Genomic DNA, 23415 nt, shown 5'->3' with positions numbered 1-23415 from the left:
CGTTTATCCGGAGAATTTAAAAACCAGGATCCCAATCTACTTCGATAGTACGAGTAGCGAGATCGACTTTCTTGATAACCTGCCCATCGAGGAACGGAACCAACCGCTCCTTGATGCCAAATGCATCTTTCAGGTTTGCCTTAATGACGAGAACGTCATTCGACCCGGTTTCCATCATATCAATGACTTTACCCAGGCTATAGCCTTCGGTGGTAACTACCTGGCAGCCCATCAGGTCTTTCCAGTAATAGTCGCCCTCTTCCAGCGCCGGCAGCTGCGATGAATCAACGATAATTTCGCAATTAGTCAGGAGATTCGCCGCATCACGATCGTCAATGCCTTTCAGCTTGATGATGATGTCCTGATTGTGGTGGCGCCAGCTTTCCAGCTCAACAACCTGCCACTGACCCGCCTTCTGGATTAACCAGGGCTGATAGTCAAAAATGCTTTCAGCGTCTTCGGTGGAGGAAAACACTCTGAGCCAACCACGGATACCGTAGGAAGAACCCATTTTGCCCAATACAATCGGATCAACAGGTGCTTGTGCGGTGTGTTGCTTGCTCATCATGACCACCGTGACAGATTAAGCTGCTTTGTTAGCGGCTTTGATCAGCGCGGCAACGCGATCGGAAACAGTAGCGCCCTGGCCAACCCAGTGAGCGATACGATCCAGATCCAGGCGGGTGCCTTCTTCTTTCTCGGTAGCGATCGGGTTGAAGAAGCCAACGCGCTCGATGAAGCGACCGTTGCGTGCATTACGGCTGTCGGTGACAACAACCTGGTAGAACGGACGCTTTTTAGCGCCGTGACGTGCTAAACGAATAGTTACCATAACATCCTCTTGTGTGAATAAAACAACCGGGCCCCATCGAGGAACGGAGCCCGGTGTCATATTAAAAGCCCGAAAATTTTACTGATTTCTGGGAAAAATGCAATCAGCATCTTGGTACTGAGCATTAAACAAGGGATAGAAGGCGTATATCGGTGCAGCTAGTTTAGTTCCGGCGTGCGCGCAGAAAGCGGAGCGTACACGTAGTACGTGAGCATTTCGAGCACACCCCGGAGCTAAAATGGCAAACAAGATAGCCTTATACCCTTGTTTTTAGCGGCCAGGGAAACCTGGCGGCATCATCCCTTTCATCCCGCGCATCATCTTCATCATGCCGCCTTTCGACTTCATCTTCTTCATCATGCGCTGCATGTCGTCGAACTGCTTCAGCAAGCGGTTCACGTCCTGCACCTGCATCCCGCAGCCGGCGGCGATACGGCGTTTACGCGAGCCTTTAATGATTTCCGGCTTGGCGCGCTCTTTCATCGTCATCGAGTTGATGATCGCTTCCATACGCACCAGCACTTTGTCGTCCATCTGCGCTTTCACGTTATCGGGAATTTGCCCCATGCCAGGCAGTTTGCCCATCAGGCTGGCCATGCCGCCCATGTTTTTCATCTGGCGCAGTTGCTCAAGGAAGTCGGTCAGGTCGAAACCGTCGCCTTTCTTCAGCTTGGATGCCAGCTTCTCGGCCTGCGCGCGGTCAACTTTGCTCTCGATATCTTCGATAAGCGACAGCACGTCGCCCATGCCGAGAATACGGGAAGCGATACGGTCCGGATGGAACGGCTCCAGCGCTTCGGTTTTCTCGCCGACGCCGAGGAATTTAATCGGCTTGCCGGTGATATGACGAATCGACAGCGCCGCACCGCCGCGGGCGTCGCCGTCCACTTTGGTCAGCACTACGCCGGTCAAAGGCAGCGCTTCGTTAAAGGCCTTCGCGGTATTCGCCGCATCCTGACCGGTCATCGCATCGACGACGAACAGCGTCTCAACCGGATTAATCGCGGCGTGGACCTGTTTGATTTCGTCCATCATCGCTTCATCGACGTGCAAACGGCCGGCGGTATCCACCAGCAGCACGTCGTAGAATTTAAGCTTCGCTTCTTTCAGCGCCGCGTTGACGATATCAACCGGCTTCTGGCCAACGTCGGACGGGAAGAAATCCACACCGACCTGCTCTGCCAGCGTTTCCAGCTGTTTAATCGCCGCCGGGCGGTATACGTCCGCGGAAACGACCAGCACTTTTTTCTTGTGCTTCTCGCGCAGGAATTTGCCCAGCTTACCGACGCTGGTCGTTTTACCCGCACCCTGCAGGCCCGCCATCAGGACGACGGCCGGCGGCTGCGCGGCTAAATCCAGCGTCTGGTTTTCTTCGCCCATCGCCGCAACCAGCTCGTTGCGGACAATCTTGACGAACTCCTGACCTGGCGTCAGGCTTTTATTGACTTCATGGCCTACCGCGCTCTCTTTGACGCGGCTGATGAAATCACGCACCACCGGAAGCGCGACGTCGGCCTCCAGCAGCGCCATGCGCACTTCGCGCAGGGTGTCTTTAATGTTGTCTTCGGTAAGGCGTCCGCGGCCGCTAATGTTGCGCAGCGTACGCGACAAACGATCGGTTAAATTATCAAACATTGTCTCTCGCCTGAGGTGGAAACGGTCGGTCGCCGCAGCGACACAAAAATACGAATTTGGCGCAGTATAACACGACATAAACCTGAATGTGCTGCAACGGTTGGAGCAGACGTCGCGTGACGCTATACTGCTTCTCTTTCTTATTTAGTCAACAGTCGACGCTCCTATGCCTGTGTTTGCTCTACTTGCCCTTGTCGCCTACTCCATCAGCCTTGCGCTGATCATCCCTGGCTTGCTGCAAAAAAACAGCAGCTGGCGGCGGATGGCGATTCTCTCCGCGACGATAGCGCTGATTTGCCACGCCTTCGCGCTGGAGTCACGTATTTTCCCCGGCGGCGAAGGTGGGCAAAATCTCAGCTTACTTAACGTCGGCTCGCTGGTCAGCCTGATGATCTGTACGGTGATGACCATCGTCGCCTCGCGTAATCGCGGCTGGCTATTGCTACCGATCGTATACGCGTTTGCGCTAATCAACCTCGCCTTCGCCACCTTCGTGCCTAACGAGTACATCACCCACCTCGAAACCACTCCGGGGATGTTGGTGCATATCGGCTTGTCGCTCTTTGCCTACGCCACGCTTATCATCGCCGCGCTATACGCGCTGCAGCTGGCGTGGATTGACTATCAGCTTAAAAATAAAAAGCTGGCTTTCAGCAGCGAAATGCCGCCGCTGATGAGTATTGAGCGTAAAATGTTTCATATCACCCAGGTTGGCGTCGTGCTGCTGACCCTGACGCTGTGCACCGGGTTGTTCTATATGCACAACCTGTTCAATACCGAAAATATTGATAAAGCGGTGCTGTCTATCGTGGCCTGGTTTGTCTATATCGTACTGCTGTGGGGGCACTACCACGAAGGCTGGCGCGGCCGCCAGGTGGTCTGGTTTAACGTCGCCGGAGCCGGGCTGCTGACCCTGGCTTACTTTGGCAGCCGCGTCCTGCAGCAGTTTGTTAGTTAAAGACTAAGGAGTCTCTCCTGGAACACATTTCTACCACCACGCTGATCGTCACGCTGATCATCATGGTGATTATCTCCGCCTATTTCTCCGGTTCCGAAACCGGCATGATGACGCTGAACCGCTATCGGCTGCGCCATATGGCGAAACAAGGCAACCGCCCGGCTAAGCGGGTGGAAAAGCTGCTGCGTAAGCCGGATCGCCTCATTAGCCTGGTGCTCATCGGCAACAACCTCGTCAATATCCTGGCCTCGGCGCTGGGAACCATCGTCGGCATGCGTCTGTACGGCGACGCCGGCGTGGCTATCGCCACCGGCGTGCTCACCTTTGTCGTGCTGGTGTTTGCCGAAGTCTTACCTAAAACCATTGCCGCCCTGTACCCGGAAAAGGTCGCCTACCCCAGCAGTTTCCTGTTGGCGCCGCTACAGGTACTGATGATGCCGCTGGTGTGGCTGTTGAACACCATTACCCGCGTACTGATGCGCATGATGGGCATTAAAACCGATCACGTCATTAGCGGCGCATTAAGCAAAGATGAACTACGAACGATTGTGAATGAATCCCGTTCACAAATCTCACGGCGGAATCAGGACATGCTGCTGTCGGTCCTGGATCTGGAAAAGGTCAGCGTTAATGACATCATGGTGCCGCGCAATGAGATCGTCGGTATCGATATCAACGATGACTGGAAATCTATCGTCCGCCAGCTAACCCACTCGCCGCATGGCCGTATCGTGCTGTATCGTGATTCGCTGGACGATGCCATCAGCATGCTGCGCGTCCGTGAAGCCTATCGTCTGATGACGGAAAAGAAAGAGTTCACAAAAGAGATCATGTTGCGAGCGGCAGATGAGATTTACTTTGTGCCGGAAGGTACGCCGCTCAGCACGCAATTGGTGAAATTCCAGCGTAATAAAAAGAAAGTCGGCCTGGTGGTCGATGAATATGGTGATATTCAGGGGCTGGTCACCGTTGAAGATATTCTTGAAGAGATCGTGGGAGACTTCACCACCTCGATGTCGCCGACCCTTGCCGAAGAAGTGACGCCGCTTAATGACGGCTCGGTGATTATTGACGGCGGCGCCAACGTACGGGAAATCAACAAAGCGTTCAACTGGCACCTGCCGGAAGACGACGCGCGTACCGTTAACGGCATTATTCTGGAAGCGCTGGAGGAGATCCCAGTCCCTGGAACCCGCGTACGTATCGAACAGTATGATATCGATATTCTCGACGTACAGGACAATATGATTAAGCAGGTGAAAGTGATGCCGGTGAAATCATTACGCGAAAGCGTGGCGGAATAGCGCAGCCAGCAAAGAACAACGGTGAACTTCGGTTCGCCGTTTTTTATTTAAAGCCAATAAAAACGGCCACCCGCAGGCAGCCGTTACTGGCGAACTAACGAATTACTTCGCTTTCGCGACGGTTACCATCGCGGCGCGAATAGTACGACCGTTCAGGGTATAACCCTTCTGCATCACGCCCAGCACGTTGCCGGCAGCCACATCGTCAGACTCGACCATCGCGATGGCCTGATGCACGTTAGGATCCAGCGGTACGTTGGTATCGGCAACCACTTCCACGCCAAACTTACGCACGACGTCCAGCATCGATTTCAGAGTCAGTTCGATCCCTTCAACCATCGGCGCCATATCCGGGTTAGCTTTATCAGCCACTTCCAGCGCGCGATCCAGGCTATCGATAACCGGCAGCAGTTCGTTAACGAACTTCTCCAGGGCGAATTTATGCGCTTTCTCGATATCCTGTTCGGTGCGACGACGCAGGTTGTCTTCTTCCGCTTTTGCGCGCAGCATCACATCACGTTCACGCTTTTGCGCTTCGGCCAGCTGTGCTTCCAGATTCGCAATTTTTTCATCGCGCGGATCCACCTGCTCAGCAGAAACCTCAGGCTCTACCGCCTCTACGTTGTCGTGCTGCTCCGTGATAATTTCTTCCGGGGCTTGCCCCTCAGGCGTTTTCTGTTCTTTACTACTCATGAATTTCTCCGCGTTTTTTTCGCATTCATCTCGCTAACTTCGCTTATTATGGGGATCAGTTTCCGGGATTCAAGGGAAGCAGACAGATTGTCATCATTCATTTAACCCAAGGACATCCAGATCATGAAGAACCATTTCAAGTGTATCGGCATTGTGGGACACCCTCGTCACCCAACCGCCCTGACCACACATGAAATGCTCTGGCGCTGGCTATGCGGCAAAGGCTATGAGGTGCTGGTCGAGCAGCAAATCGCCCATGAACTCCAGCTTAGCAATGTTAAAACCGGCACGCTGGCGGAAATCGGCCAGCAGGCGGATCTGGCGGTGGTGGTCGGCGGCGACGGCAATATGCTCGGCGCGGCGCGTACCCTGGCGCGCTATGACATCAACGTCATCGGCATTAACCGCGGCAATCTTGGTTTTCTTACCGACCTTGACCCGGATAACGCGCTCCAGCAGTTGGCCGACGTACTTGAAGGCCACTATATCGCCGAAAAACGTTTTCTGCTGGAAGCCCAGGTGTGCCAGCATGACTGCCAGAAGCGGATCAGCACGGCTATCAATGAAGTGGTGCTGCACCCGGGTAAAGTCGCGCACATGATTGAGTTCGAGGTCTATATCGATGAAGTGTTCGCCTTCTCCCAGCGCTCCGACGGCCTGATTATCTCCACGCCTACCGGTTCGACGGCCTATTCGCTCTCGGCCGGCGGCCCTATTCTCACGCCTTCTCTGGACGCCATCACCCTGGTACCGATGTTCCCGCATACGCTATCAGCGCGGCCGCTGGTGATTAACGGCGATAGCACCATTCGCCTGCGCTTCTCGCAGCGCTGCAACGATCTGGAAATCAGCTGCGACAGCCAGATTGCGCTACCCATCCAGGACGGCGAAGATGTGCTCATCCGCCGCTGTGATTATCACCTCAATCTGATTCACCCGAAAGACTACAGCTATTTCAATACATTAAGCACTAAGTTGGGCTGGTCGAAAAAATTGTTCTGATTTTACAAGCTGCCTCTTTACTGGATAAAAAACCAGTCTATACTGTACGAAAACACAGTAATGGTTTTTCATACAGGAAGGCAGCTATGTTGGCGCAACTCACCATCAGCAATTTCGCTATCGTTCGTGAACTGGAAATTGATTTTCACAGCGGCATGACCGCCATCACCGGGGAAACCGGCGCCGGGAAATCCATTGCCATCGACGCGCTGGGGTTGTGTCTCGGCGGCCGAGCCGAAGCTGACATGGTGCGCCGCGGCGCCAGTCGTGCCGACCTGTGCGCGCGCTTCGCGCTGAAAGATACCCCTGCCGCCCAGCGCTGGCTGGAAGAGAACCAACTGGAGAGCGGGCGTGAGTGTTTACTTCGCCGCGTGATCAGCGCTGACGGTCGCTCCCGCGGTTTTATCAACGGTACCGCCGTGCCTCTTTCTCAGCTTCGCGAGCTGGGTCAGTTGCTTATCCAGATCCACGGCCAGCATGCCCATCAGTTACTCACCAAAGCCGAACATCAGAAAACCCTGCTTGATGGTTATACCGGTGAGTATGCGCTTACTCAGCGCATGGCGGAACGCTACCGCCAGTGGCACCAGAGCTGCCGGGAGCTGGCGCAGCATCAGCAGCAGAGCCAGGAACGCGCCGCCCGCGCAGACCTGCTGCAATACCAGCTCAAAGAGCTGAACGAATTTAATCCTCTGCCGGGCGAGTTCGAACAGATTGACGAAGAGTACAAACGTCTGGCCAACAGCGGCCAGTTGCTCAGTACCTGTCAGCATGCGTTAACGGTACTGGCCGACGGCGAAGAGGCCAATTTGCAAAGCCAGCTTTATACCGCTAAACAGCTGGTTAGCGAGCTGGTCGGCATGGATAGCAAACTCTCCAGCGTGCTCGATATGCTGGAAGAAGCCTCTATTCAACTCAGCGAAGCGACCGATGAGCTGCGCCACTACAATGACCGTCTCGATCTCGACCCTAACCGTCTGTTCGAACTGGAGCAGCGCATTTCCCGGCAGATCGCGCTGGCGCGTAAGCATCAGATTGCGCCGGAAGAGCTGCCGGCGTTCTATCAGGCCATGCTGGATGAGCAGCGTCTGCTGGACGACAGCGCCGGTTCGCTGGAATCGCTGAGCCAGCTGGTCGTTGAGCATCACCGCCTGGCGCTGGAAACGGCGCAAGAACTGCACGCCCTGCGTCAGCGCAGCGCCGATGAACTCACCCAGTTGATTACGGAAAGTATGCACTCACTTTCTATGCCGCACGGCGTGTTTGCCATTGATGTCGCCTTTGATGAACGCCATCTGACCGCCGAAGGCGCCGACCATATTGAGTTCCGCGTCACCACCAACCCGGGGCAACCTCTGCAGCCGATCGCTAAAGTGGCCTCCGGCGGCGAGCTGTCGCGTATCGCACTGGCTATTCAGGTTATTACCGCTCGTAAAATGGAAACCCCGGCGCTGATTTTCGATGAGGTCGATGTCGGCATCAGCGGCCCGACGGCGGCGGTTGTCGGCAAACTGCTCCGCCAGTTGGGAGAATCCACGCAGGTCATGTGCGTGACTCACCTGCCGCAGGTTGCTGGCTGTGGTCACCATCATTTCTTTGTCTGCAAAGAGACCGATGGCGAGATGACCGAGACACACATGCATGCGCTGGATAAACGCGCCAGACTGCAGGAACTGGCCCGTCTGCTGGGCGGTAGCGAGGTGACCCGCAACACCCTGGCGAACGCGAAAGAGTTGCTTGCGGCGTAAACTTTTTGATTTTCACAGAGTCATAGTGAACAGCAAATTGCCAATAGACCTGCAGTCGAAGGTTCCCAACCGGGCAAAGGTCTATTATTATCGGCATATTACAGATGAGCCACGTATTGCTCGGGCCCAAAAAGGAATCAAATCACTATGCGCTGTAAAACGCTGACTGCTGCCGCAGCGGTTCTCCTTATGTTGACCGCAGGCTGTTCCACTCTGGAACGAGTGGTTTACCGTCCTGATATCAACCAGGGTAACTATCTGGCACCAACCGATGTCGCAAAAATTCGTGTCGGCATGACACAACAGCAGGTTGCTTATGCGCTGGGTACGCCGATGATGTCAGATCCATTTGGTAGCAACACCTGGTTCTACGTTTTCCGCCAGCAGCCGGGCCATGAGAAAGTGACCCAGCAGACCCTGACCTTGACCTTCGACAGCAGCGGTGTGTTAACCAACATTGATAACAAACCGGCGCTGACCAAGTAATCTCAGGCCAGTAGAAATGCAAAAAGCGCTCAATGAGCGCTTTTTTTAATTGTGCATTCCCGCTTATTTCTCAGCGTGCTTTTCAGCCCGCTGCCGACGCAGCTCTTTCGGGTCAGCAATCAGCGGGCGATAAATCTCTACGCGGTCGCCATCATGGACTTCGTCGTGCAGCTTGACCGGACGGCTGTAGATGCCGACTTTATTCTTCGCCAGATCGATATCTTCGCGCAGCGCCAGAATGCCGCTTGAGATAATCGCCTGCTCGACCGTCGCCCCAGCCTGCAGCTTCACGCGTTGCAGGTACTGTTTTTCCGGCAGCGCATACGCGACTTCAACCACAATATTAGCCGACACGATACACCTCTTTGGCGCGCGTGGTGAACGCCTGCACCATATTGGCGGCCAGCTCTTTAAAGATGCGACCAAAAGCCATTTCAATCAGCTTGTTGGTGAACTCAAAATCGAGATGAAACTCAATTTTGCACGCATCCGGGCTGAGCGGAATAAACTTCCAGCCGCCAATCAGCTTTTTGAACGGCCCATCGACCAGGCTCATCAGGATACTCTGGTTATCGGTCAGCGTATTACGCGTCGTGAAAGTCTTGCTGATGCCGGCCTTGGACACATCAACCGCCGCCGTCATTTGCGTCGGCCCGGCCTCCAGCACTCGGCTACCGGTGCAGCCAGGCAGGAAATCGGGATAGGACTTCACATCATTTACGAGTTGATACATCTGTTCCACGCTGAAAGGCACCAGCGCAGTACGGCTAATCTGAGGCATAGCAGGTTCCACATTTAAACACGGGACAAATAATATCATTTATCTGCTGCTAAAAAAAACGCTGTACCATAACTCGTGCTAAGATAGCCCATTACGCCTCGCAGGAAGGATTGAGGTAACAATGTTTAGAACTAGCGATGACTTCAGGACATTATGACTAAGAAAAAAGCCCACAAACCTGGATCAGCCACCATTGCGCTGAATAAACGCGCCCGTCACGAATACTTTATCGAAGATGAATACGAGGCAGGCCTCGCGCTGCAGGGTTGGGAAGTGAAATCTCTGCGTGCCGGCAAAGCCAACATCGGCGATAGCTATGTCATTCTGAGAGATGGCGAAGCCTATCTTTTCGGCGCCAACTTCACGCCAATGGCGGTCGCCTCCACGCATTACGTTTGCGATCCGACCCGTACCCGCAAGCTGCTGCTCAATCAGCGCGAGCTCGATGCGCTTTACGGCCGCATCAACCGCGAAGGTTATACCGTCGTCGCCCTGTCGTTGTACTGGAAGAACGCCTGGTGCAAAGTGAAAATCGGCGTGGCGAAAGGTAAGAAACAGCACGATAAACGCACCGACGTGAAAGATCGTGAATGGGCGGTCGATAAGGCGCGCATCATGAAGAACGCCGGGCGGTAATCCCCCCTTTCTGCGGGCCAGCTCCCTCTGGCCCCATGCTATATTGCTGTTGTCGCTGATTTTTCACTCGATATGCCGCCAGAATCCTCGCTTCGGGGGCTGGTAACCACCTTCATAAATCTGTTATACTTCAAGTACACATTGGGGCTGATTCTGGATTCGACGGGATTCGCGAAACCCAAGGTGCATGCCGAGGGGCGGTTGGCCTCGTAAAAAGCCGCAAAAAAATAGTCGCAAACGACGAAAACTACGCTTTAGCAGCTTAATAACCTGCTTAGAGCCCTCTCTCCCTAGCCTCCGCTCTTAGGACGGGGATCAAGAGAGGTCAAACCCAAAAGAGATCGCGCGGATGCCCTGCCTGGGGTTGAAGTGCTAAAACTAATCAGGCTAGTTCGTTAGTGGCGTGTCTGTCCGCAGCTGGCGTGCGAATGTAAAGACAAACTAAGCATGTAGTACCGAGGATGTAGGAATTTCGGACGCGGGTTCAACTCCCGCCAGCTCCACCACTTTTTAGTTGTTTGAAGTTCAATGAAGTCTACTAAGCCCGCACAGCACAAGCTCTGCGGGCTTTTTTACGTCTATTGTCGTCCAGTGAGAATTGCTGAGAACTACGAGTTATGGCACCCTGAATGGGACCCACTAAGAAGGGTCCAAAAATCGAGGGTCCCAAATGGCAAAAATCGCTAAGAAGCTCACTGACACTGAAATCAAAAGCACCAAGCCAGCCGATAAAGAAATCAACTTGTTTGACGGAGATGGTTTGATTCTACGAATCGCTCCTTTGGCGAAAGGAGGCAAGAAAAATTGGTATTTCAGGTATGCAGTACCAGTGAGCAAGAAAAGAACCAAAATGAGCCTTGGGACATATCCTCACCTTACCCTTGCAAGAGCCAGAGCCTTACGTGATGAATATCTCTCCTTTCTGGCAAATGGTGTTGATCCCCAAATCCATAACAACGATAAGGCGAAGGCATTAAAGAGTGCTACTGAGCACACTCTCCAAGCCGTAGCGCGGAAATGGTTAGATGAGAAGGTAAAGACATCAGGTATCTCACAAGACCATGCAGAAGACATCTGGCGCAGCTTAGAGAGAAATGTCTTTCCTGGTCTGGGTAATGTCCCTATCAATGAGATCCGACCTAAGCTCTTAAAACAACACCTTGATCCTATTGAGCAACGAGGCGTATTGGAAACTCTACGCCGTATCATTTCACGTCTGAATGAAATCTTCCGGTGGGCAGCCACTGAAGAACTTATTGAGTTCAACCCGGCTGACAACCTTGGTCAAAGATTCAGTAAACCAAAAAAGCAAAATATGCCTGCCCTTCCCCCAAGCGAATTGCCAAGGTTTATGGAATCTTTGACGAATGCGTCAATCCGGTTGGAAACACGTATGCTAATTGAATGGCAATTGTTGACATGGGTTCGTCCGGGTGAAGCTGTTCGCGCAAGGTGGTCTGATATTGATACAACCAACAACATTTGGAACATTCCTGCTGATTTTATGAAAATGAAAAAGCCTCACAAAGTTCCTTTGAGTAAAGAAGCTTTGCACATCCTTGAATTAATGAAATCAATAAGTGGACATAGAGAATGGGTTTTCCCTAGCATTAAAGCGCCTCTTAACCATATGCATGAACAAACAGCCAACGCAGCTATCATCCGAATGGGGTTTGGAGGCGAGCTTGTAGCTCACGGTATGCGTTCTATTGCAAGAACAGCGGCAGAGGAGTCTGGTAAGTTCAGAGCTGAAGTTCTTGAGGCAGCGCTTGCCCACTCAAAAAAAGATGAAATTATCGCAGCATACAATCGTGCAGAATATCTGATAGAGCGACAGAGTTTGATGCAATGGTGGAGTGATTACGTTCAAACTCAAAGAGCTAAAGCTATCGCTGCTTGACTGATACAGGGGATTAGCAAGAAGGATAGGGATAGCCTGAAATGCCCATATGCTGACGAATGCCCCGTAGCTAAAACATGCTCTCGAATTAAAAGCGCACATGTACATAAAACCAGTATAAAAACATAAGGTTATATAACTAAACTTTGATACGTATGCTTCCATATGTTTTTAGTGTTTGATATGGTGAAAAAAAGATACTGATGTTTTTTTATGCTTTCATTGCTTGTTTCCTTAGTGGGCTACCATATGGATTTCTTTGAAAAAACTAATGCTGACAAAAATTCAATAGGTTTTACCTATCAAGATTACGTTGCTTTAAAACATGCCTTAGAGCTTAAACCAGAAGAACACATTGGGATTGAAGTTTATGACGATCTCCATCTTGAGAGCATCGAGGGTCATAAAACTTTGGTTCAAGTTAAACATTCAATTAACAAGTCTAATATAACTAATAAAGACATAGACTTATGGAAAACATTATATAATTGGTCAGAGGCGATTAAGACCATAGGCGACAAAAGCATTAGCCTTATTTTTTACACTAACAAAGGTCTTACCTTAGAGCCTGGTATCGTGCAACTTTTGACTAACGACACTAAGGACATTGAAAAAATAAAAGATGAAATAGAAAAGATAGAACAAGATCATAAAAATAAGTCAGATGACCTCTATAAGTATATTTCTATCATAAACTCACTCGATAGCAATTCTTCTAAACGTTTATTTAATAGTATAAGTTTTCAACACAGCGAAGATGGGATCATCCGCCAAATAAAAACATTACTAAAAACATTAGCAATCCCTGATGATAAAATAGATGATGCTTTTAATTATATTTCAGGTGCTTTTTTTAAACATAAATATGATTTGGTTAAAAATCACACCAAAATAAATATAAGTTATGATGATTTTCGAAATAATTTGGGAATAGATAGGATTATTCAAATTTCAAGAAATTGTATAAATAATTTCGACCAATACTACGATTTTGAATCTGCATACCCAACTAACGTTGAGTCAAAGATATCTTACAAACAACTCAAAGATTTGGATTTGAATAGCGATTCAATCGTAAAATATATAAATGAAATGGCCAAAACAGAAGCTTTCATTCAAAAATTGCAAAGCTCTGGAGATTTAACAACTCAAGAAGAAAGACTAATGTATCTAAAAGCGCTTGATGAATGGCAATCACGTCATTCAGCAACGTATATACGAAGCCGTTTTACAGAAATAAATGAAGATCATCTTAATAAAGCCTTCTCTGTCTATACTGAATTGACAGGAAATTGTAATATTGTGTTGGATAAAAATCAATTACCTAAATCTATGACTACAGGAACGTTCTTGCTCCTTTCAGATAAGCCCAAAATAGGATGGCTTCAAAACTGGGAGTCAGTCTATAAATGAAAATATATAACAATGAGCTTTTGGGTATATTCTCTTTGCAAGAGGTGTTATCAATAGCATCAAATATTGAAATAAGCAATGCAATGCTAATTTTACCAATTATATTTCATAAAAAAAGCTTAGATTACCTTGCCCACAAGAAAACCAATACACTATCTTTTCAAGATCTACTATTAACCAAGCCCGAAATAATAGTATCCATAAATAAAAGATTCTATAATTTCCTTCCATCCTCAGTTAATTGTGTTTCATTGTGCCTTGAAAATGGAATAGCTGAATTAGAACACGGTAAATTAGCATTTAAAAACAAGTTAATATTAGATAATGCGATCCCGTTTATTGGCAAAAGAGCCGTAAAAATACAGGCAGCATCTATAAATGTTGCACGTTTATTATTAGAAGAACCACACAATATATATGACATTTGTGGAGTTAGATTATAATGCAGATTACTAATATTTTAATATGGCAAATTGATTCAACCTTGAGGAATTTAGAACTTGAGGAAAATAAGGTAAATGTAATAACAGGTGATTCTGGCAAAGGGAAATCCTCAATACTGGCTATCATTGATTATTGCCTTTTATCCTCATCATCTGATGGTATATCAAAAACAAATGTCGATAATTTTGTAAATTGGTATGGGATTAGATTAAGTATAAACGGTAAATATTTCACTATTTGTAGAAAAGCGACACACTTTGAAGAAGATGATCTAGTTTACTTTGACAAAAATGGAGACATTCCACAAATCCCTATTAACAATATCAAAAAGGATGTTTTAAAGGAACATCTGAATTATGAGTTTGGTATTAATAGTTCTCTAAAAATCCCTTATGGTGGTAGATTCATACAACAAGGGTCAAAAGTATCCTATAGATATTTTATCCCGCATTGCTTTATAGATCAAACAACACTAACCTCTTCAGAACATCTTTATTCGAAAATCTCCGATTTAAAGACAAGAGAGCGTATTGACCGAACCTTTGACATGGCTCTTGGCAGTGAAAACGCCGAAACTATGATAATGAGAACGCGGTTAGAAGAATTACAAAGGAATCTTGCTCGTATCGAATATAAACAGTCGGCTAGCAAAGACTCTTATTTCAATTTCGAAAGTGAAATAGAATCACTATACGACAGGGCGTATTATTTTGGTTTAATAAATGAAAGCAGCAAGAATGAACCAACTGTAAGTGATAAACTTGAAAATTTGAAAGCGATAGTTAATTACAAGGATATAAACGAAATCCCAGCAATTAATGAAAGAACAAAAATTGAAAAAGAACTTTTCCTCTTAAAAAAAGAACTGACAGACATTAATGAATATATAGAAACAAATACTGAATATAAGAAGTTTTTAAAAGACAACCAAGACTCTCTTTTAATAGCCAAATATTTAGATGATAATTATAGCGAAATATTATATACAAAAAACATCTATTCAATCATTAAATCCTTATTGAACCAAAGCTCAGAGATAAAAAAGGCTATAGCCGAAAAAGGACAAAACTCACTCATATCAAAAACAAATGCTAAGAGAAAAGAGTTAGAACTTAAAATATCATCCTTGAATAAAAAACTTGCAACTGTTAGTGATGAAAAGATCACACCAATCGAGCTTTATCGGTTCATGGGTGAACTCAGCTCTGAAATTAAACGGATAGTTGTTCTCCCTAAATATGATTATACTGATACTATAGAAAAGATAACTACTAAAATTAATGAGTTAGAAAGCAAGATAACAGATAATAATGCCTTTAAAGAATATACATTGAGTTTACTGAACGGAAAAATAAAGGAAATATTCAAACGGATGCCTTTAAAAGGATTTGAGGATGCAACTCCGATATTCAACAAGGCAAAAAAAACACTTGATTTGATAAATAAAAATCAAGTTGAAAAAATGATAGATATTGGAAGTGCTTCTAACTATATGTATGTACATGTAGCTTATTTCCTTGCACTTCACGAATTGGTAAGAGATAGAAAAGTACCGTGGGTTCCACGATTCTTAGTCATTGACCAGCCCAGCACTCCATATTTTAGTACTGCTGGTAAAAAAACTGATGACTTTGCAAGTCTTGATGCAGCCCTAAATGAAATTAATTCTTTTGTTGAGAAAATGCGGCCTCATGGTGGTTTCCAAATAATACTGTTAGAGCATATTGAAGAGTCTTATTGGCTTGACAGAGAAATGACGAACTTTACGCTTGTTGATAATGAATTAAGAGGCAATTATGGTTTAATTCATTTCAAATAAAATCGTACAGAGATTATGAGGGCACTATGATTGCATACATAGTGCCACAACTTATCAGCTACGAGGTTTGTAACCAACATCCAGAAAAAAAATTTGAAAGCTCTGAACGTGTTATTTCAATATGATAGGAATGAAGCCTGCATCACTATTCATTGATACAAATGAGTATTGCATGTTTCGAATAACCACATGCACCTAATAATGCCCTCACTATTACCGAAGCTCAAAAACATGCATTAAATAAGCACCAATGCGCTTACCATCCGAATCTGGTTTTGGGCGAGCTTGTAGTCAATGGTATGCTGTCTAATACAAGAACAGCGGTAGAAGCGTCTGGTCCGTTTAGAATTGAAGCACTTCAAGCTACACTTACACATTTCAAAGAAGTTGAAATATGCAACCGCTCTTCAAGTCCTATAGATTCTTTCGCAATATCAGTTGTGTACGTATGTCCTCTAATTTCTTATGCAAGATACTTCAATAGTTTTCTGGCAGCTCAAAAGCGAGCACTCTAGATCCCCCGCAAAAGCTTTTTGCCGTTACCTTGATGATTATATGGAACTAAGAACCTTATGGTTCAAAAGGGATAAAGAGGTTGTAGTTGTTTAAAACACGATCAACGCTGTTGGAAGTCTATTCGCTTTTGACTGGTCGGGGAAAGGGTGATGGGTGATGGGTGATAAAAATCATAAAAATAGCACAAAAATTTATGCTGATTTGCCAGCTAATAAGACAGTGATCTATTTTTAACCATTGAATCAAAGGCTTATAATTCGAGAGAATTACAAGCCACTTTTCATTCAAGAAACTAATGCTTTATTTGCTGCTAAAAAGCGCTTAAGCTGATTAGTTTTTCGATTCACCTGTTTAGCTTGCTTCATTTCAAGAGCATTACGAGCATTACTGATTACAACAGCGTCATCTCTAGTGAAAAAATTATCATTCGTAAGAGCATCAGGATGTTTTTTTACCGTCAATATGATCGTGCGTTTCGTTTTGTTAGACATAACCCCCTCCGCAACTTTAACAAAATGACTTCATGAAATTATATTGTTGTCCATATAATGAACTTCTAATTAATTCAGATAGTTCCTCTAAAAGAATAGCAAACTTACTGTCAATGTCAAGAATAATTTCTTCAGAACAAGGTAAGCTTTTATCCTCAATGTAAAGACATTCACTATAATGTGAATTGAAGGAAATACTGATTAAAGCAAAGACTTCATCCGAACCATATTGAAAAATTGGATAACACACCCTTGTTTTATTAGCGGAATAAGAAACAGTTATTGATTTTTTTCGCCAGGAGGTAAGGCACTCATTCTTTACCTGTTTTTTATCATTTGATGCGAAATGAAAAACATGATCACTTTGATGAACATACTGGAATATAAAAGGAATTGTAGGCTTATCATTAGAGGGTATTTTTTTTATTATTTTTTGAACATTTAAAAAACCCTTAGCCCATTTGCCTATAGATATAATTTCGCTATCATCAGCAGTTATCGAAGCATATAACCAAATTTTTGTTGTTGACGTAAGTGGAAGATCCCTTCCAAAATAATATAACAATGACTCAGCTCTACCATAGATTAATCTTCCCACTTGATTTTTGGATAAGCTAGAATTATATAAATGCGTCAAATTATGAGAATTAAAAAATTTTTTCGCTTCGTAATAACCACTTTCGTACAGCTGATCTAATTGGGACGATCTTATGTTAAGATCTAATGTATTGATCTCCGCACTGATTTTTATAGGCACTGCTATTCCTTCTACCACATTAGATATTATGTTATTACTAGCATCCAATGCAGCATAAACCATATTTTTGATATGTTTGAATATATTATACCCTCGAAGGTTTTTACTATCCTGAACCGAAGAAACGAGATCGAATGCATAGACAGGCAATCTTTTGTGTTTCTTTTTGTGAAAAATATATGATGGTAAATTACATGAAAGCCCACCATCAACCAAATAATACCCGTTTAATTCAGTTGGCTCGAAGAAAACTGGAAATGCACAGGAAGCACATATCGCTTGTATAACACAAGTATTAGGTGTATCTGCATAGGAGAATTCGATCGCTCTTCCACTGAAGACGTCGGTTGCAATCACACGTAAATCAACTCCTGTTTGATTAAAGTGCTCAATAAAAGTAACTGAGCCAAAAGCTCCCCTATCTTGCGGAAAATAATATCCTAAATTTATTTTAGCCCCGGCTAAATTAGCAAGAAGTCTTACAAGATTATCTTTAGGGAATAGTCCTCTATCTTTATTAAGTTTATTAAATAGTTTTCTTACATCCTTAAACATTTTTATAACAGGTAATCTTGACTTAACTTTGGCGTAATAAAACAACTTCGAAGACAAACCTCTTTTCAAGCCAGATGAATCTATATTCGAAACATCATTATAAACCATTTTTAAATTTTTAATGCTAGAGGCAGTTTCGTTGTTTGCAAATCGTTCAAAATCTAAATTTTTTAATTCATCATAAATTTCTTTACCTGAATATCCTATTGAAGCTAGGAAAGCAATTATTGCACCGGCTGAAGTCCCTGCGTAGCCAACAAAATTTATACCCGATTCATTAGCTGCATCTAAAACACCAGTGAAAGCAAAACCCTTTATCCCGCCACCCTCAAAAACAGCATAACTTTCTAATTTAACCATCTATGAATCCTTACTAAATTTAATAATAAAATTTAAAAGCAAGGGCTAACTCTCCGAAGCGCTTTGCTTTCTTCGATGAGTTGCCTCTTGCTTTCAATAGCTTCGCTTTGAAAGATGTAAAACGAAGCTCCTGAAATAACATCAACTGAAAACATATTCTTTCATTGGGAGATCTTCAGTTGAAGCAGCTCCAGGAATGCTCAACCACTGCCATATTTGTTCTTGCGTAATTGAACCTGAAAGCAATCTTAAAAATGCCTCTCCCAGATCATGAGCTTCAACGACTGATAATCTTCCACATGCTTCAATTACCGATAAAACACTTGGATCAACTCCTGGATGACAGAGGGTTACGCAAAAATGGTCATTTAATCCATGAAGTTCAGAAGCTCTAAGTACATCAGAAGCAGCATTCAAATCAACCAAGTTTCCCCCCAATTTTGATTTTAATTCAACTACAAGCCCTGGAGAGTTTGACAAGTTTAATAAATAATCTGGAGCGCCTAATTTTTTACCATCGTCCAGTTTCGTATAATATATACCAGTTAACTTCAGTAATTCTTCAAAAGCTTGTTCATATTCAACACCCCGTGTAGAATAATAGTTTACGAAATATTTTTCCAAACCTATTTTTTTGGCTTTATAGATATGCCGTTCAGCCGCAAGATTCCTCTGGTTTACTTTCCAAACCTTAGATGCGTCTCTTAACCAATTAGATTTTTTGTGAGGCGTCGGTTTTACATTACGAAATAGTCCTAGCCTAAATTCTTCTGCATCCTTTTCTCCTTGTGAAAGGATTTCAGGACGACTAAATTCGCTAGAAGCTATATTTAACATTTCTACACGAGTTAGTTTGAAGCCTCTCTCTGGAAAGATTTTATTTAGAGAAGTCAACCATAATGCATCATCAGTAAGACCAGTGTTGACCCTATACGCGAGACGGCCTAGAAATCGTGGAAGAAATTTGAGGTTATTTACTATTTGATCATTGAGAAAATCAGGGCGTAATTCAGAAGCTACTCTTGTATCTGCGCAAGCTATAATTACCGATGATACCCCTTTAAGAAGCCATGTTAAGTTTCTATATAGTTCGTTGAGTGTACCCGCAGTAAGTGCATCTAACGATTTTTCAAGCTTACGTAGTTGCTCGCCCTCGATCCAACTAAATGCCAATTTAGCAGCATTCAAGGATGGTAAGTTGGCCTTCCACACAGTTTCATACATTGGTATATTTAAACTAGTTGGATCTAGTAGAACGCTTTTACCTAACATATAAGGAAGATATCTTGTAGCTTTACGCCCCTGATAACTTACGAATTCAGGGCAAGAGAAACAAGCATAAAAAATAGATAGAATTAGTCTGCTATTATTTATAGCAGATTTATTCTCCAAAATGGTCTCGGAAAACCATTCTGAGTTATGGGCAAAAAATTTGAGTAGATTTACACCAGATTCAGGCTTAAATCCTGCAAGGGATATAGCTTTTCCAAACGCAGTTGCATGTAACTTTCCAGTTTCAGTCTTGATCAATAAACCCTCTTTAATTAACATATCGAGTGAAACATCAAGACAATCGCCCCATTGATTAAAGCTTTTTAAGTTAGTATCTTGTTCGACTAGACCACTAAGCGTATTAAAAACAATATCTTTGAGATCAACTATATTATCAGAAAGCCCTGAAGATACTAATTGTAATACTAAACCTTCAAAATTTCTTGGTGCTATTCTACTTTTTAAAGGTGGCATGTCCCCGAACTTTAAATATTTTAGCGCTTGTGTGCGTTCAGTATTATCTTTCGTAAAGAAAATAATATTCCCCTCTACATGTTCAGTGCCCATCCTTCCAACACGTCCTGCCATATTATGAAATTCAGAGCTACTAATAGGAATACTTTTTCCTAAGTCGAAATCCCATCTTTTCCACGAAGCAAAAAATGCTGTACCTAAAGGAAAGTTCACTCCAGCAGCGAGAGTTGAAGTTGCGAAAATGACATCAATTTCATTATTTAGGATTTTCTTTTCTATGATTTCCCGTTCTTCATCGATAAGATCCGCACTATGGTAAGCAACGCGATATTGAACAAACTCTTTCAACATGTTATTAGCAAAAGTCTCAGGAACACCATCAAAATCTAAGCTCATTTGTGAATTTAGTGGTATTTTATGTTCTTTAATTAAAGACTCAGCGAGGGTATATGTTTCCTTTTTGGTCATACAGAAAACAATGATGGGTATCTGTCCCCGATTATTATCGATATAATTCTTTATTGCACTTGCTATTCCAGTGGCTGGCGTTGGATTTCTAACTGACTTGATTTGCTCAGGAAATTGAGTGTTACAACTATATATTTCACCATCATGAGAACGGCACTCATATTGTAAATGTCTTTCTCTTGTGGTTGTATAAATTAAATCTATGTCTAACCATTCTGATAATTTTATAGCATCACGATTATCCAGAACTGCCGACAGACCGACTAACTGCGACCAACCAGCTCGTTTGATTAACGTTAGTAAGATTTCAACCTGCTGGCCCCGATGCTCGTCCCCGATGAGTTGAATTTCATCGCATACAAAAACTGTTCTTGTCATGCTCTTAGGAACGCCAGAAGCAGACAATATACCCAAATATTTTTCGTATGTGGCAACCATTAATCTTGTATTTAATGGTGTAGGAACTGGGTTTCCTATGGCATCCTCAATTACATCTCCGGTTGCCAGAGCTAAAGCGGTCGGGTCATCATCGAGAAAATCTTTAAGCAATTGTTTTTTAAAGTCTTCGAATTTTTGACGAGCCAATGCTCTATGCGTAACCAAAAAAACAGCGTTATCTCCGTCTAAAAGGCCCTTAGTCAGAGCGATCATACCGATCAATGTCTTACCTGTCGAAGTTGGTGATACAACCAGGACACTGCCGCCTCGACCTACTCCTTTTTCAAGGCTGTCATATTGAACATCAGTAAGGCAAATTTCATCATCTTCAGTGTAAAACAGGGGTTTACATTTTTTCAAATCCAAACCGCTATTAGCAGGTAAGCCGTACCTCATACTCCCTCACTTAATCGTTAATTAACAATAACTTAGGGCATATTGTTTAGAATAACTACCGCTTCTTAGTTACATAATGACACACCTTAAAAAAAACTCAATGTCAATGAGAATATACTTATTGATTTTTTGTTCATGTCGTCCTGCCTCAACTATAAGAATTATTATTAAATCCTTACCAAATAATATTTTCAACATTGACTATTTCATTAATTATGTTAATAAAAGATCATCATTTGAAAAGGAGTTCATATGGTCAAAAATAATACTTTTAATATATTAGATGTGAGTAACCATTCCCGTAATCGAAGCTTGAATAAAGCTAAGTTCTCACAAAAACAACTTCGTTCTCATTGCATCAGTGTCAGGCTTAATAATGAAGAGTTAATGCTTCTCAACGAGAAACGTGGCCGTCATCGTAAAGGCGAATGGCTTCGCTTATCTTTACTCAATATACTTCCTACTGTCGTTCCAGCTATCAATATTGATGCCTGGAAATCGCTTAGCGAAATTTCACAGAAGCTGAACAAGATTGTGGCTCATCTTGATAACAAGAGCCATGAAAGCTCTCTGACGCAAACAGAACTCTTCGCGGTGAAGCGTCAGATCTCAGAGCTTCGCTTGCATTTAATTACCGCTGATTTGTGGAGAGCACCTTCTGATGAAAGGGATGCATAAAATCAAAAGAGGTAAGAGCTTCGCTGGCGTAGTGCTTTATGCATTACAGCCTGCTTCTCATCACAAAGTTGATCCAGTTGTTATAGGTGGCAATATGATGGGGAGCCTCGCTAAAGAGCTAATAGCTGAGTTTGGTGCTACAAAAGCACTTCGCCGTGATGTGGTCAAACCCGTATGGCATAATTCGCTTCGCTTGTCGAAGAACGAAGCGCTGACAGATGCTCAGTGGTCAAAAATCGCTGATGACTATATGAAGCGTATGGGTTTCTCTGAAACGCATCTCAGATGCTATGTGTTGCATGATGATAAAGATGGCCAGCACATCCATATCATCGCCAGCAGAGTGTCTATTGATGCCGGAAAGCTCTACCTCGGCAGGAATGAGAACCTGGCAAGCACGAGAATAATTCAGCAACTTGAAAGAGATTACAATCTGACAAGAACCAAAGGACCGAAAGCATCTCCAGCAGCGCCCTCACCTAAACCGAAGCTCAAAAAATCCCGTAATGAGATGATGATAGAGAAGAGAACGGGTGAGCTATGCCCAAAAGCAATCATCCAAAACGCTCTGGAAGTATTCCTTGCCTATAAACCGTCAACCACTGAGTTTGTGCATCAGCTTGTCGCACAAAACATCAGAGCAATCCCGAACATCGCTTCTACTGGACGCATGAACGGCTTCTCATTCGAATACAACGGGATTGTGTTCAAAGCATCTCAATTAGGAAAAGGGTATTCTTGGGCTGAATTACAAAACAAGATCGATTACCAAGCTGAACGCGATAGTGCATTCTTGTTTAAACTGAGAGCCTCTGCCAGCGAATCCCCTAATAAAGCTATTACCCCTGAAATCACAGCAGAAGGCGCTACAGCAACGCTTCTCTTGGAAACTGGTGCTAAAGGCTCGATAGCAATCGGGGAGTTAAAAGAGACTCCCAAGCGAAGCTATACGATTTCAACATTTAGATGGCTGGAAACCATCCCCTATCTCCAAAACATCATTGCTATGTTGAAAAACCTAAAAATCCCCACGCTGAAACGCCCTAAAAAACACAAAACCATCACTGGCATGAGGGTGGTAGAGATTACACCTATCCCCCAAAAAAACCTCATCGAATCTGCACCTCAATCCAAAAGAAGTTCGCTTTCAATGTAAGACTGGCAAGCCTTTTTTGATAAATACAGCCCAACACATTGATCGCTTATACCGATCGATAACCCACCTCTGATAGTTTTTAACTATCATTGATCCGTGATCGATCGGTACAAGTGATTTGCCTTTCCTGCAAACTCAGTCAAAATGTCAATTTACAAGTATTCATCTAATAGACTGATTTAACTAGTCTATTTTCTTATTCC

Annotated in this window: 21 protein-coding genes and 1 other RNA gene; 13 read left to right on the top strand and 9 right to left on the bottom strand. The window is 44.6% G+C overall.

Annotated elements, in window-relative coordinates:
• Positions 1–16: 16 nt before the first annotated feature.
• The 3 genes from rimM to ffh form a co-directional block, all read right to left on the bottom strand.
• Positions 17–565, bottom strand: coding sequence for a ribosome maturation factor RimM (gene rimM / locus PGR29_RS16385; protein ID WP_015703198.1), 549 nt, complete (start codon positions 563–565; stop codon positions 17–19).
• 18 nt (positions 566–583) lie between these two features.
• Positions 584–832 carry a 30S ribosomal protein S16 gene (gene rpsP / locus PGR29_RS16380; RefSeq protein ID WP_015370257.1) on the bottom strand — a complete coding sequence of 83 codons (249 nt, stop codon included), beginning with the start codon at positions 830–832 and terminating at the stop codon, positions 584–586.
• A 270-nt stretch (positions 833–1102) separates the two neighbouring features.
• Positions 1103–2467 (bottom strand): signal recognition particle protein, encoded by a 1365-nt coding sequence (gene ffh / locus PGR29_RS16375; protein ID WP_020078159.1) that lies wholly within the window; start codon positions 2465–2467, stop codon positions 1103–1105.
• Positions 2468–2633: 166 nt separating this feature from the next.
• Between ffh and PGR29_RS16370 the strand changes: the two genes are divergently transcribed.
• Both PGR29_RS16370 and PGR29_RS16365 read left to right on the top strand, forming a co-directional pair.
• Entirely contained in the window at positions 2634–3425 is a 792-nt protein-coding gene (locus tag PGR29_RS16370; protein WP_316424905.1) for a cytochrome C assembly family protein, read from the top strand.
• A 17-nt stretch (positions 3426–3442) separates the two neighbouring features.
• Entirely contained in the window at positions 3443–4729 is a 1287-nt protein-coding gene (locus PGR29_RS16365) for an HlyC/CorC family transporter (RefSeq protein ID WP_026612238.1), read from the top strand.
• Positions 4730–4831: 102 nt separating this feature from the next.
• On the opposite strand, the gene grpE is transcribed toward PGR29_RS16365, so the two are convergent.
• Complete coding sequence (grpE, locus tag PGR29_RS16360) at positions 4832–5422, bottom strand: nucleotide exchange factor GrpE (RefSeq protein ID WP_015370253.1); 591 nt, start codon at positions 5420–5422, stop codon at positions 4832–4834.
• Positions 5423–5545: 123 nt separating this feature from the next.
• Between grpE and nadK the strand changes: the two genes are divergently transcribed.
• From nadK to bamE, 3 genes are all read left to right on the top strand, one after another.
• The gene (nadK, locus tag PGR29_RS16355; RefSeq protein ID WP_015370252.1) at positions 5546–6424 is read left to right on the top strand and encodes an NAD(+) kinase; all 879 of its coding nucleotides are present in this window, start codon (positions 5546–5548) and stop codon (positions 6422–6424) included.
• A gap of 86 nt (positions 6425–6510) precedes the next feature.
• Positions 6511–8172, top strand: coding sequence for a DNA repair protein RecN (recN, locus tag PGR29_RS16350; RefSeq protein ID WP_045366812.1), 1662 nt, complete (start codon positions 6511–6513; stop codon positions 8170–8172).
• A 147-nt stretch (positions 8173–8319) separates the two neighbouring features.
• Positions 8320–8658: an outer membrane protein assembly factor BamE gene (gene bamE, locus PGR29_RS16345; protein ID WP_047044418.1), complete on the top strand. Its 339-nt coding sequence runs from the start codon at positions 8320–8322 to the stop codon at positions 8656–8658.
• 63 nt (positions 8659–8721) lie between these two features.
• Here the strand turns inward: bamE and PGR29_RS16340 are convergent, their stop codons facing one another.
• Together PGR29_RS16340 and PGR29_RS16335 are read right to left on the bottom strand one after the other, a co-directional pair.
• Positions 8722–9012, bottom strand: coding sequence for an RnfH family protein (locus PGR29_RS16340; protein WP_015370249.1), 291 nt, complete (start codon positions 9010–9012; stop codon positions 8722–8724).
• Positions 9002–9439, bottom strand: a complete 438-nt coding sequence (locus tag PGR29_RS16335) for a type II toxin-antitoxin system RatA family toxin (RefSeq protein ID WP_015370248.1) — start codon at positions 9437–9439, stop codon at positions 9002–9004. Before PGR29_RS16335 ends, PGR29_RS16340 begins: the two co-directional genes overlap by 11 nt.
• 153 nt (positions 9440–9592) lie before the next feature.
• On the opposite strand from PGR29_RS16335, the gene smpB reads away from it, so the two are divergent.
• From smpB to PGR29_RS16305, 6 genes are all read left to right on the top strand, one after another.
• Positions 9593–10075: an SsrA-binding protein SmpB gene (smpB, locus tag PGR29_RS16330; RefSeq protein ID WP_015370247.1), complete on the top strand. Its 483-nt coding sequence runs from the start codon at positions 9593–9595 to the stop codon at positions 10073–10075.
• Between the two features lie 143 nt (positions 10076–10218).
• Positions 10219–10581, top strand: a transfer-messenger RNA (tmRNA) gene (gene ssrA / locus PGR29_RS16325).
• A gap of 164 nt (positions 10582–10745) precedes the next feature.
• The gene (locus PGR29_RS16320) at positions 10746–11975 is read left to right on the top strand and encodes an integrase domain-containing protein (protein ID WP_316424904.1); all 1230 of its coding nucleotides are present in this window, start codon (positions 10746–10748) and stop codon (positions 11973–11975) included.
• Between the two features lie 249 nt (positions 11976–12224).
• Entirely contained in the window at positions 12225–13388 is a 1164-nt protein-coding gene (locus PGR29_RS16315) for a hypothetical protein (RefSeq protein ID WP_316424903.1), read from the top strand.
• Positions 13385–13831: a three component ABC system middle component gene (locus PGR29_RS16310; RefSeq protein WP_021469938.1), complete on the top strand. Its 447-nt coding sequence runs from the start codon at positions 13385–13387 to the stop codon at positions 13829–13831. The genes PGR29_RS16315 and PGR29_RS16310 overlap by 4 nt, the downstream gene beginning before the upstream one ends.
• Positions 13831–15651 (top strand): DUF3732 domain-containing protein, encoded by a 1821-nt coding sequence (locus tag PGR29_RS16305; protein ID WP_316424902.1) that lies wholly within the window; start codon positions 13831–13833, stop codon positions 15649–15651. Before PGR29_RS16310 ends, PGR29_RS16305 begins: the two co-directional genes overlap by 1 nt.
• A gap of 800 nt (positions 15652–16451) precedes the next feature.
• On the opposite strand, the gene PGR29_RS16300 is transcribed toward PGR29_RS16305, so the two are convergent.
• The 3 genes from PGR29_RS16300 to PGR29_RS16290 all read right to left on the bottom strand — a co-directional run bounded on the left by PGR29_RS16300 (position 16452) and on the right by PGR29_RS16290 (position 21378).
• On the bottom strand, positions 16452–16658 hold the full coding sequence (locus PGR29_RS16300) for a hypothetical protein (RefSeq protein WP_125176992.1): 207 nt from the start codon (positions 16656–16658) through the stop codon (positions 16452–16454).
• 16 nt (positions 16659–16674) lie between these two features.
• A complete protein-coding gene (locus PGR29_RS16295) occupies positions 16675–18330 on the bottom strand; it encodes a patatin-like phospholipase family protein (protein ID WP_071844019.1) in 1656 nt (551 codons plus the stop codon).
• Between the two features lie 141 nt (positions 18331–18471).
• Positions 18472–21378 (bottom strand): DEAD/DEAH box helicase, encoded by a 2907-nt coding sequence (locus tag PGR29_RS16290; RefSeq protein WP_316424901.1) that lies wholly within the window; start codon positions 21376–21378, stop codon positions 18472–18474.
• Between the two features lie 252 nt (positions 21379–21630).
• Between PGR29_RS16290 and PGR29_RS16285 the strand changes: the two genes are divergently transcribed.
• Positions 21631–22056 carry a hypothetical protein gene (locus PGR29_RS16285; RefSeq protein WP_316424900.1) on the top strand — a complete coding sequence of 142 codons (426 nt, stop codon included), beginning with the start codon at positions 21631–21633 and terminating at the stop codon, positions 22054–22056.
• A complete protein-coding gene (locus PGR29_RS16280) occupies positions 22040–23212 on the top strand; it encodes a relaxase/mobilization nuclease domain-containing protein (RefSeq protein ID WP_316424898.1) in 1173 nt (390 codons plus the stop codon). The genes PGR29_RS16285 and PGR29_RS16280 overlap by 17 nt, the downstream gene beginning before the upstream one ends.
• Positions 23213–23415: the final 203 nt, after the last annotated feature.

It is taken from the genome of Klebsiella sp. 141203 (genome assembly GCF_032601985.1).
Taxonomy (GTDB): Bacteria; Pseudomonadota; Gammaproteobacteria; order Enterobacterales; family Enterobacteriaceae; genus Klebsiella; species Klebsiella aerogenes.
The sequence above is the reverse complement of the archived record's forward strand: the minus strand, read 5'-3'. Positions and strand labels throughout refer to the sequence as shown.

Bases quoted from the DNA above. Each gene is read 5' to 3' on its own strand.
- bamE (WP_047044418.1), top strand. From the start codon at position 8,320: ATGCGCTGTAAAACGCTGACTGCTGCCGCAGCGGTTCTCCTTATGTTG.
- PGR29_RS16305 (WP_316424902.1), top strand. From the start codon at position 13,831: ATGCAGATTACTAATATTTTAATATGGCAAATTGATTCAACCTTGAGG.
- PGR29_RS16320 (WP_316424904.1), top strand. From the start codon at position 10,746: ATGGCAAAAATCGCTAAGAAGCTCACTGACACTGAAATCAAAAGCACC.
- recN (WP_045366812.1), top strand. From the start codon at position 6,511: ATGTTGGCGCAACTCACCATCAGCAATTTCGCTATCGTTCGTGAACTG.
- smpB (WP_015370247.1), top strand. From the start codon at position 9,593: ATGACTAAGAAAAAAGCCCACAAACCTGGATCAGCCACCATTGCGCTG.
- PGR29_RS16280 (WP_316424898.1), top strand. From the start codon at position 22,040: ATGAAAGGGATGCATAAAATCAAAAGAGGTAAGAGCTTCGCTGGCGTA.
- nadK (WP_015370252.1), top strand. From the start codon at position 5,546: ATGAAGAACCATTTCAAGTGTATCGGCATTGTGGGACACCCTCGTCAC.
- PGR29_RS16315 (WP_316424903.1), top strand. From the start codon at position 12,225: ATGGATTTCTTTGAAAAAACTAATGCTGACAAAAATTCAATAGGTTTT.
- PGR29_RS16310 (WP_021469938.1), top strand. From the start codon at position 13,385: ATGAAAATATATAACAATGAGCTTTTGGGTATATTCTCTTTGCAAGAG.
- PGR29_RS16290 (WP_316424901.1), bottom strand. From the start codon at position 21,378: ATGAGGTACGGCTTACCTGCTAATAGCGGTTTGGATTTGAAAAAATGT.
- PGR29_RS16295 (WP_071844019.1), bottom strand. From the start codon at position 18,330: ATGGTTAAATTAGAAAGTTATGCTGTTTTTGAGGGTGGCGGGATAAAG.
- ffh (WP_020078159.1), bottom strand. From the start codon at position 2,467: ATGTTTGATAATTTAACCGATCGTTTGTCGCGTACGCTGCGCAACATT.
- rpsP (WP_015370257.1), bottom strand. From the start codon at position 832: ATGGTAACTATTCGTTTAGCACGTCACGGCGCTAAAAAGCGTCCGTTC.
- PGR29_RS16335 (WP_015370248.1), bottom strand. From the start codon at position 9,439: ATGCCTCAGATTAGCCGTACTGCGCTGGTGCCTTTCAGCGTGGAACAG.
- rimM (WP_015703198.1), bottom strand. From the start codon at position 565: ATGAGCAAGCAACACACCGCACAAGCACCTGTTGATCCGATTGTATTG.
- PGR29_RS16300 (WP_125176992.1), bottom strand. From the start codon at position 16,658: ATGTCTAACAAAACGAAACGCACGATCATATTGACGGTAAAAAAACAT.
- grpE (WP_015370253.1), bottom strand. From the start codon at position 5,422: ATGAGTAGTAAAGAACAGAAAACGCCTGAGGGGCAAGCCCCGGAAGAA.
- PGR29_RS16285 (WP_316424900.1), top strand. From the start codon at position 21,631: ATGGTCAAAAATAATACTTTTAATATATTAGATGTGAGTAACCATTCC.
- PGR29_RS16370 (WP_316424905.1), top strand. From the start codon at position 2,634: ATGCCTGTGTTTGCTCTACTTGCCCTTGTCGCCTACTCCATCAGCCTT.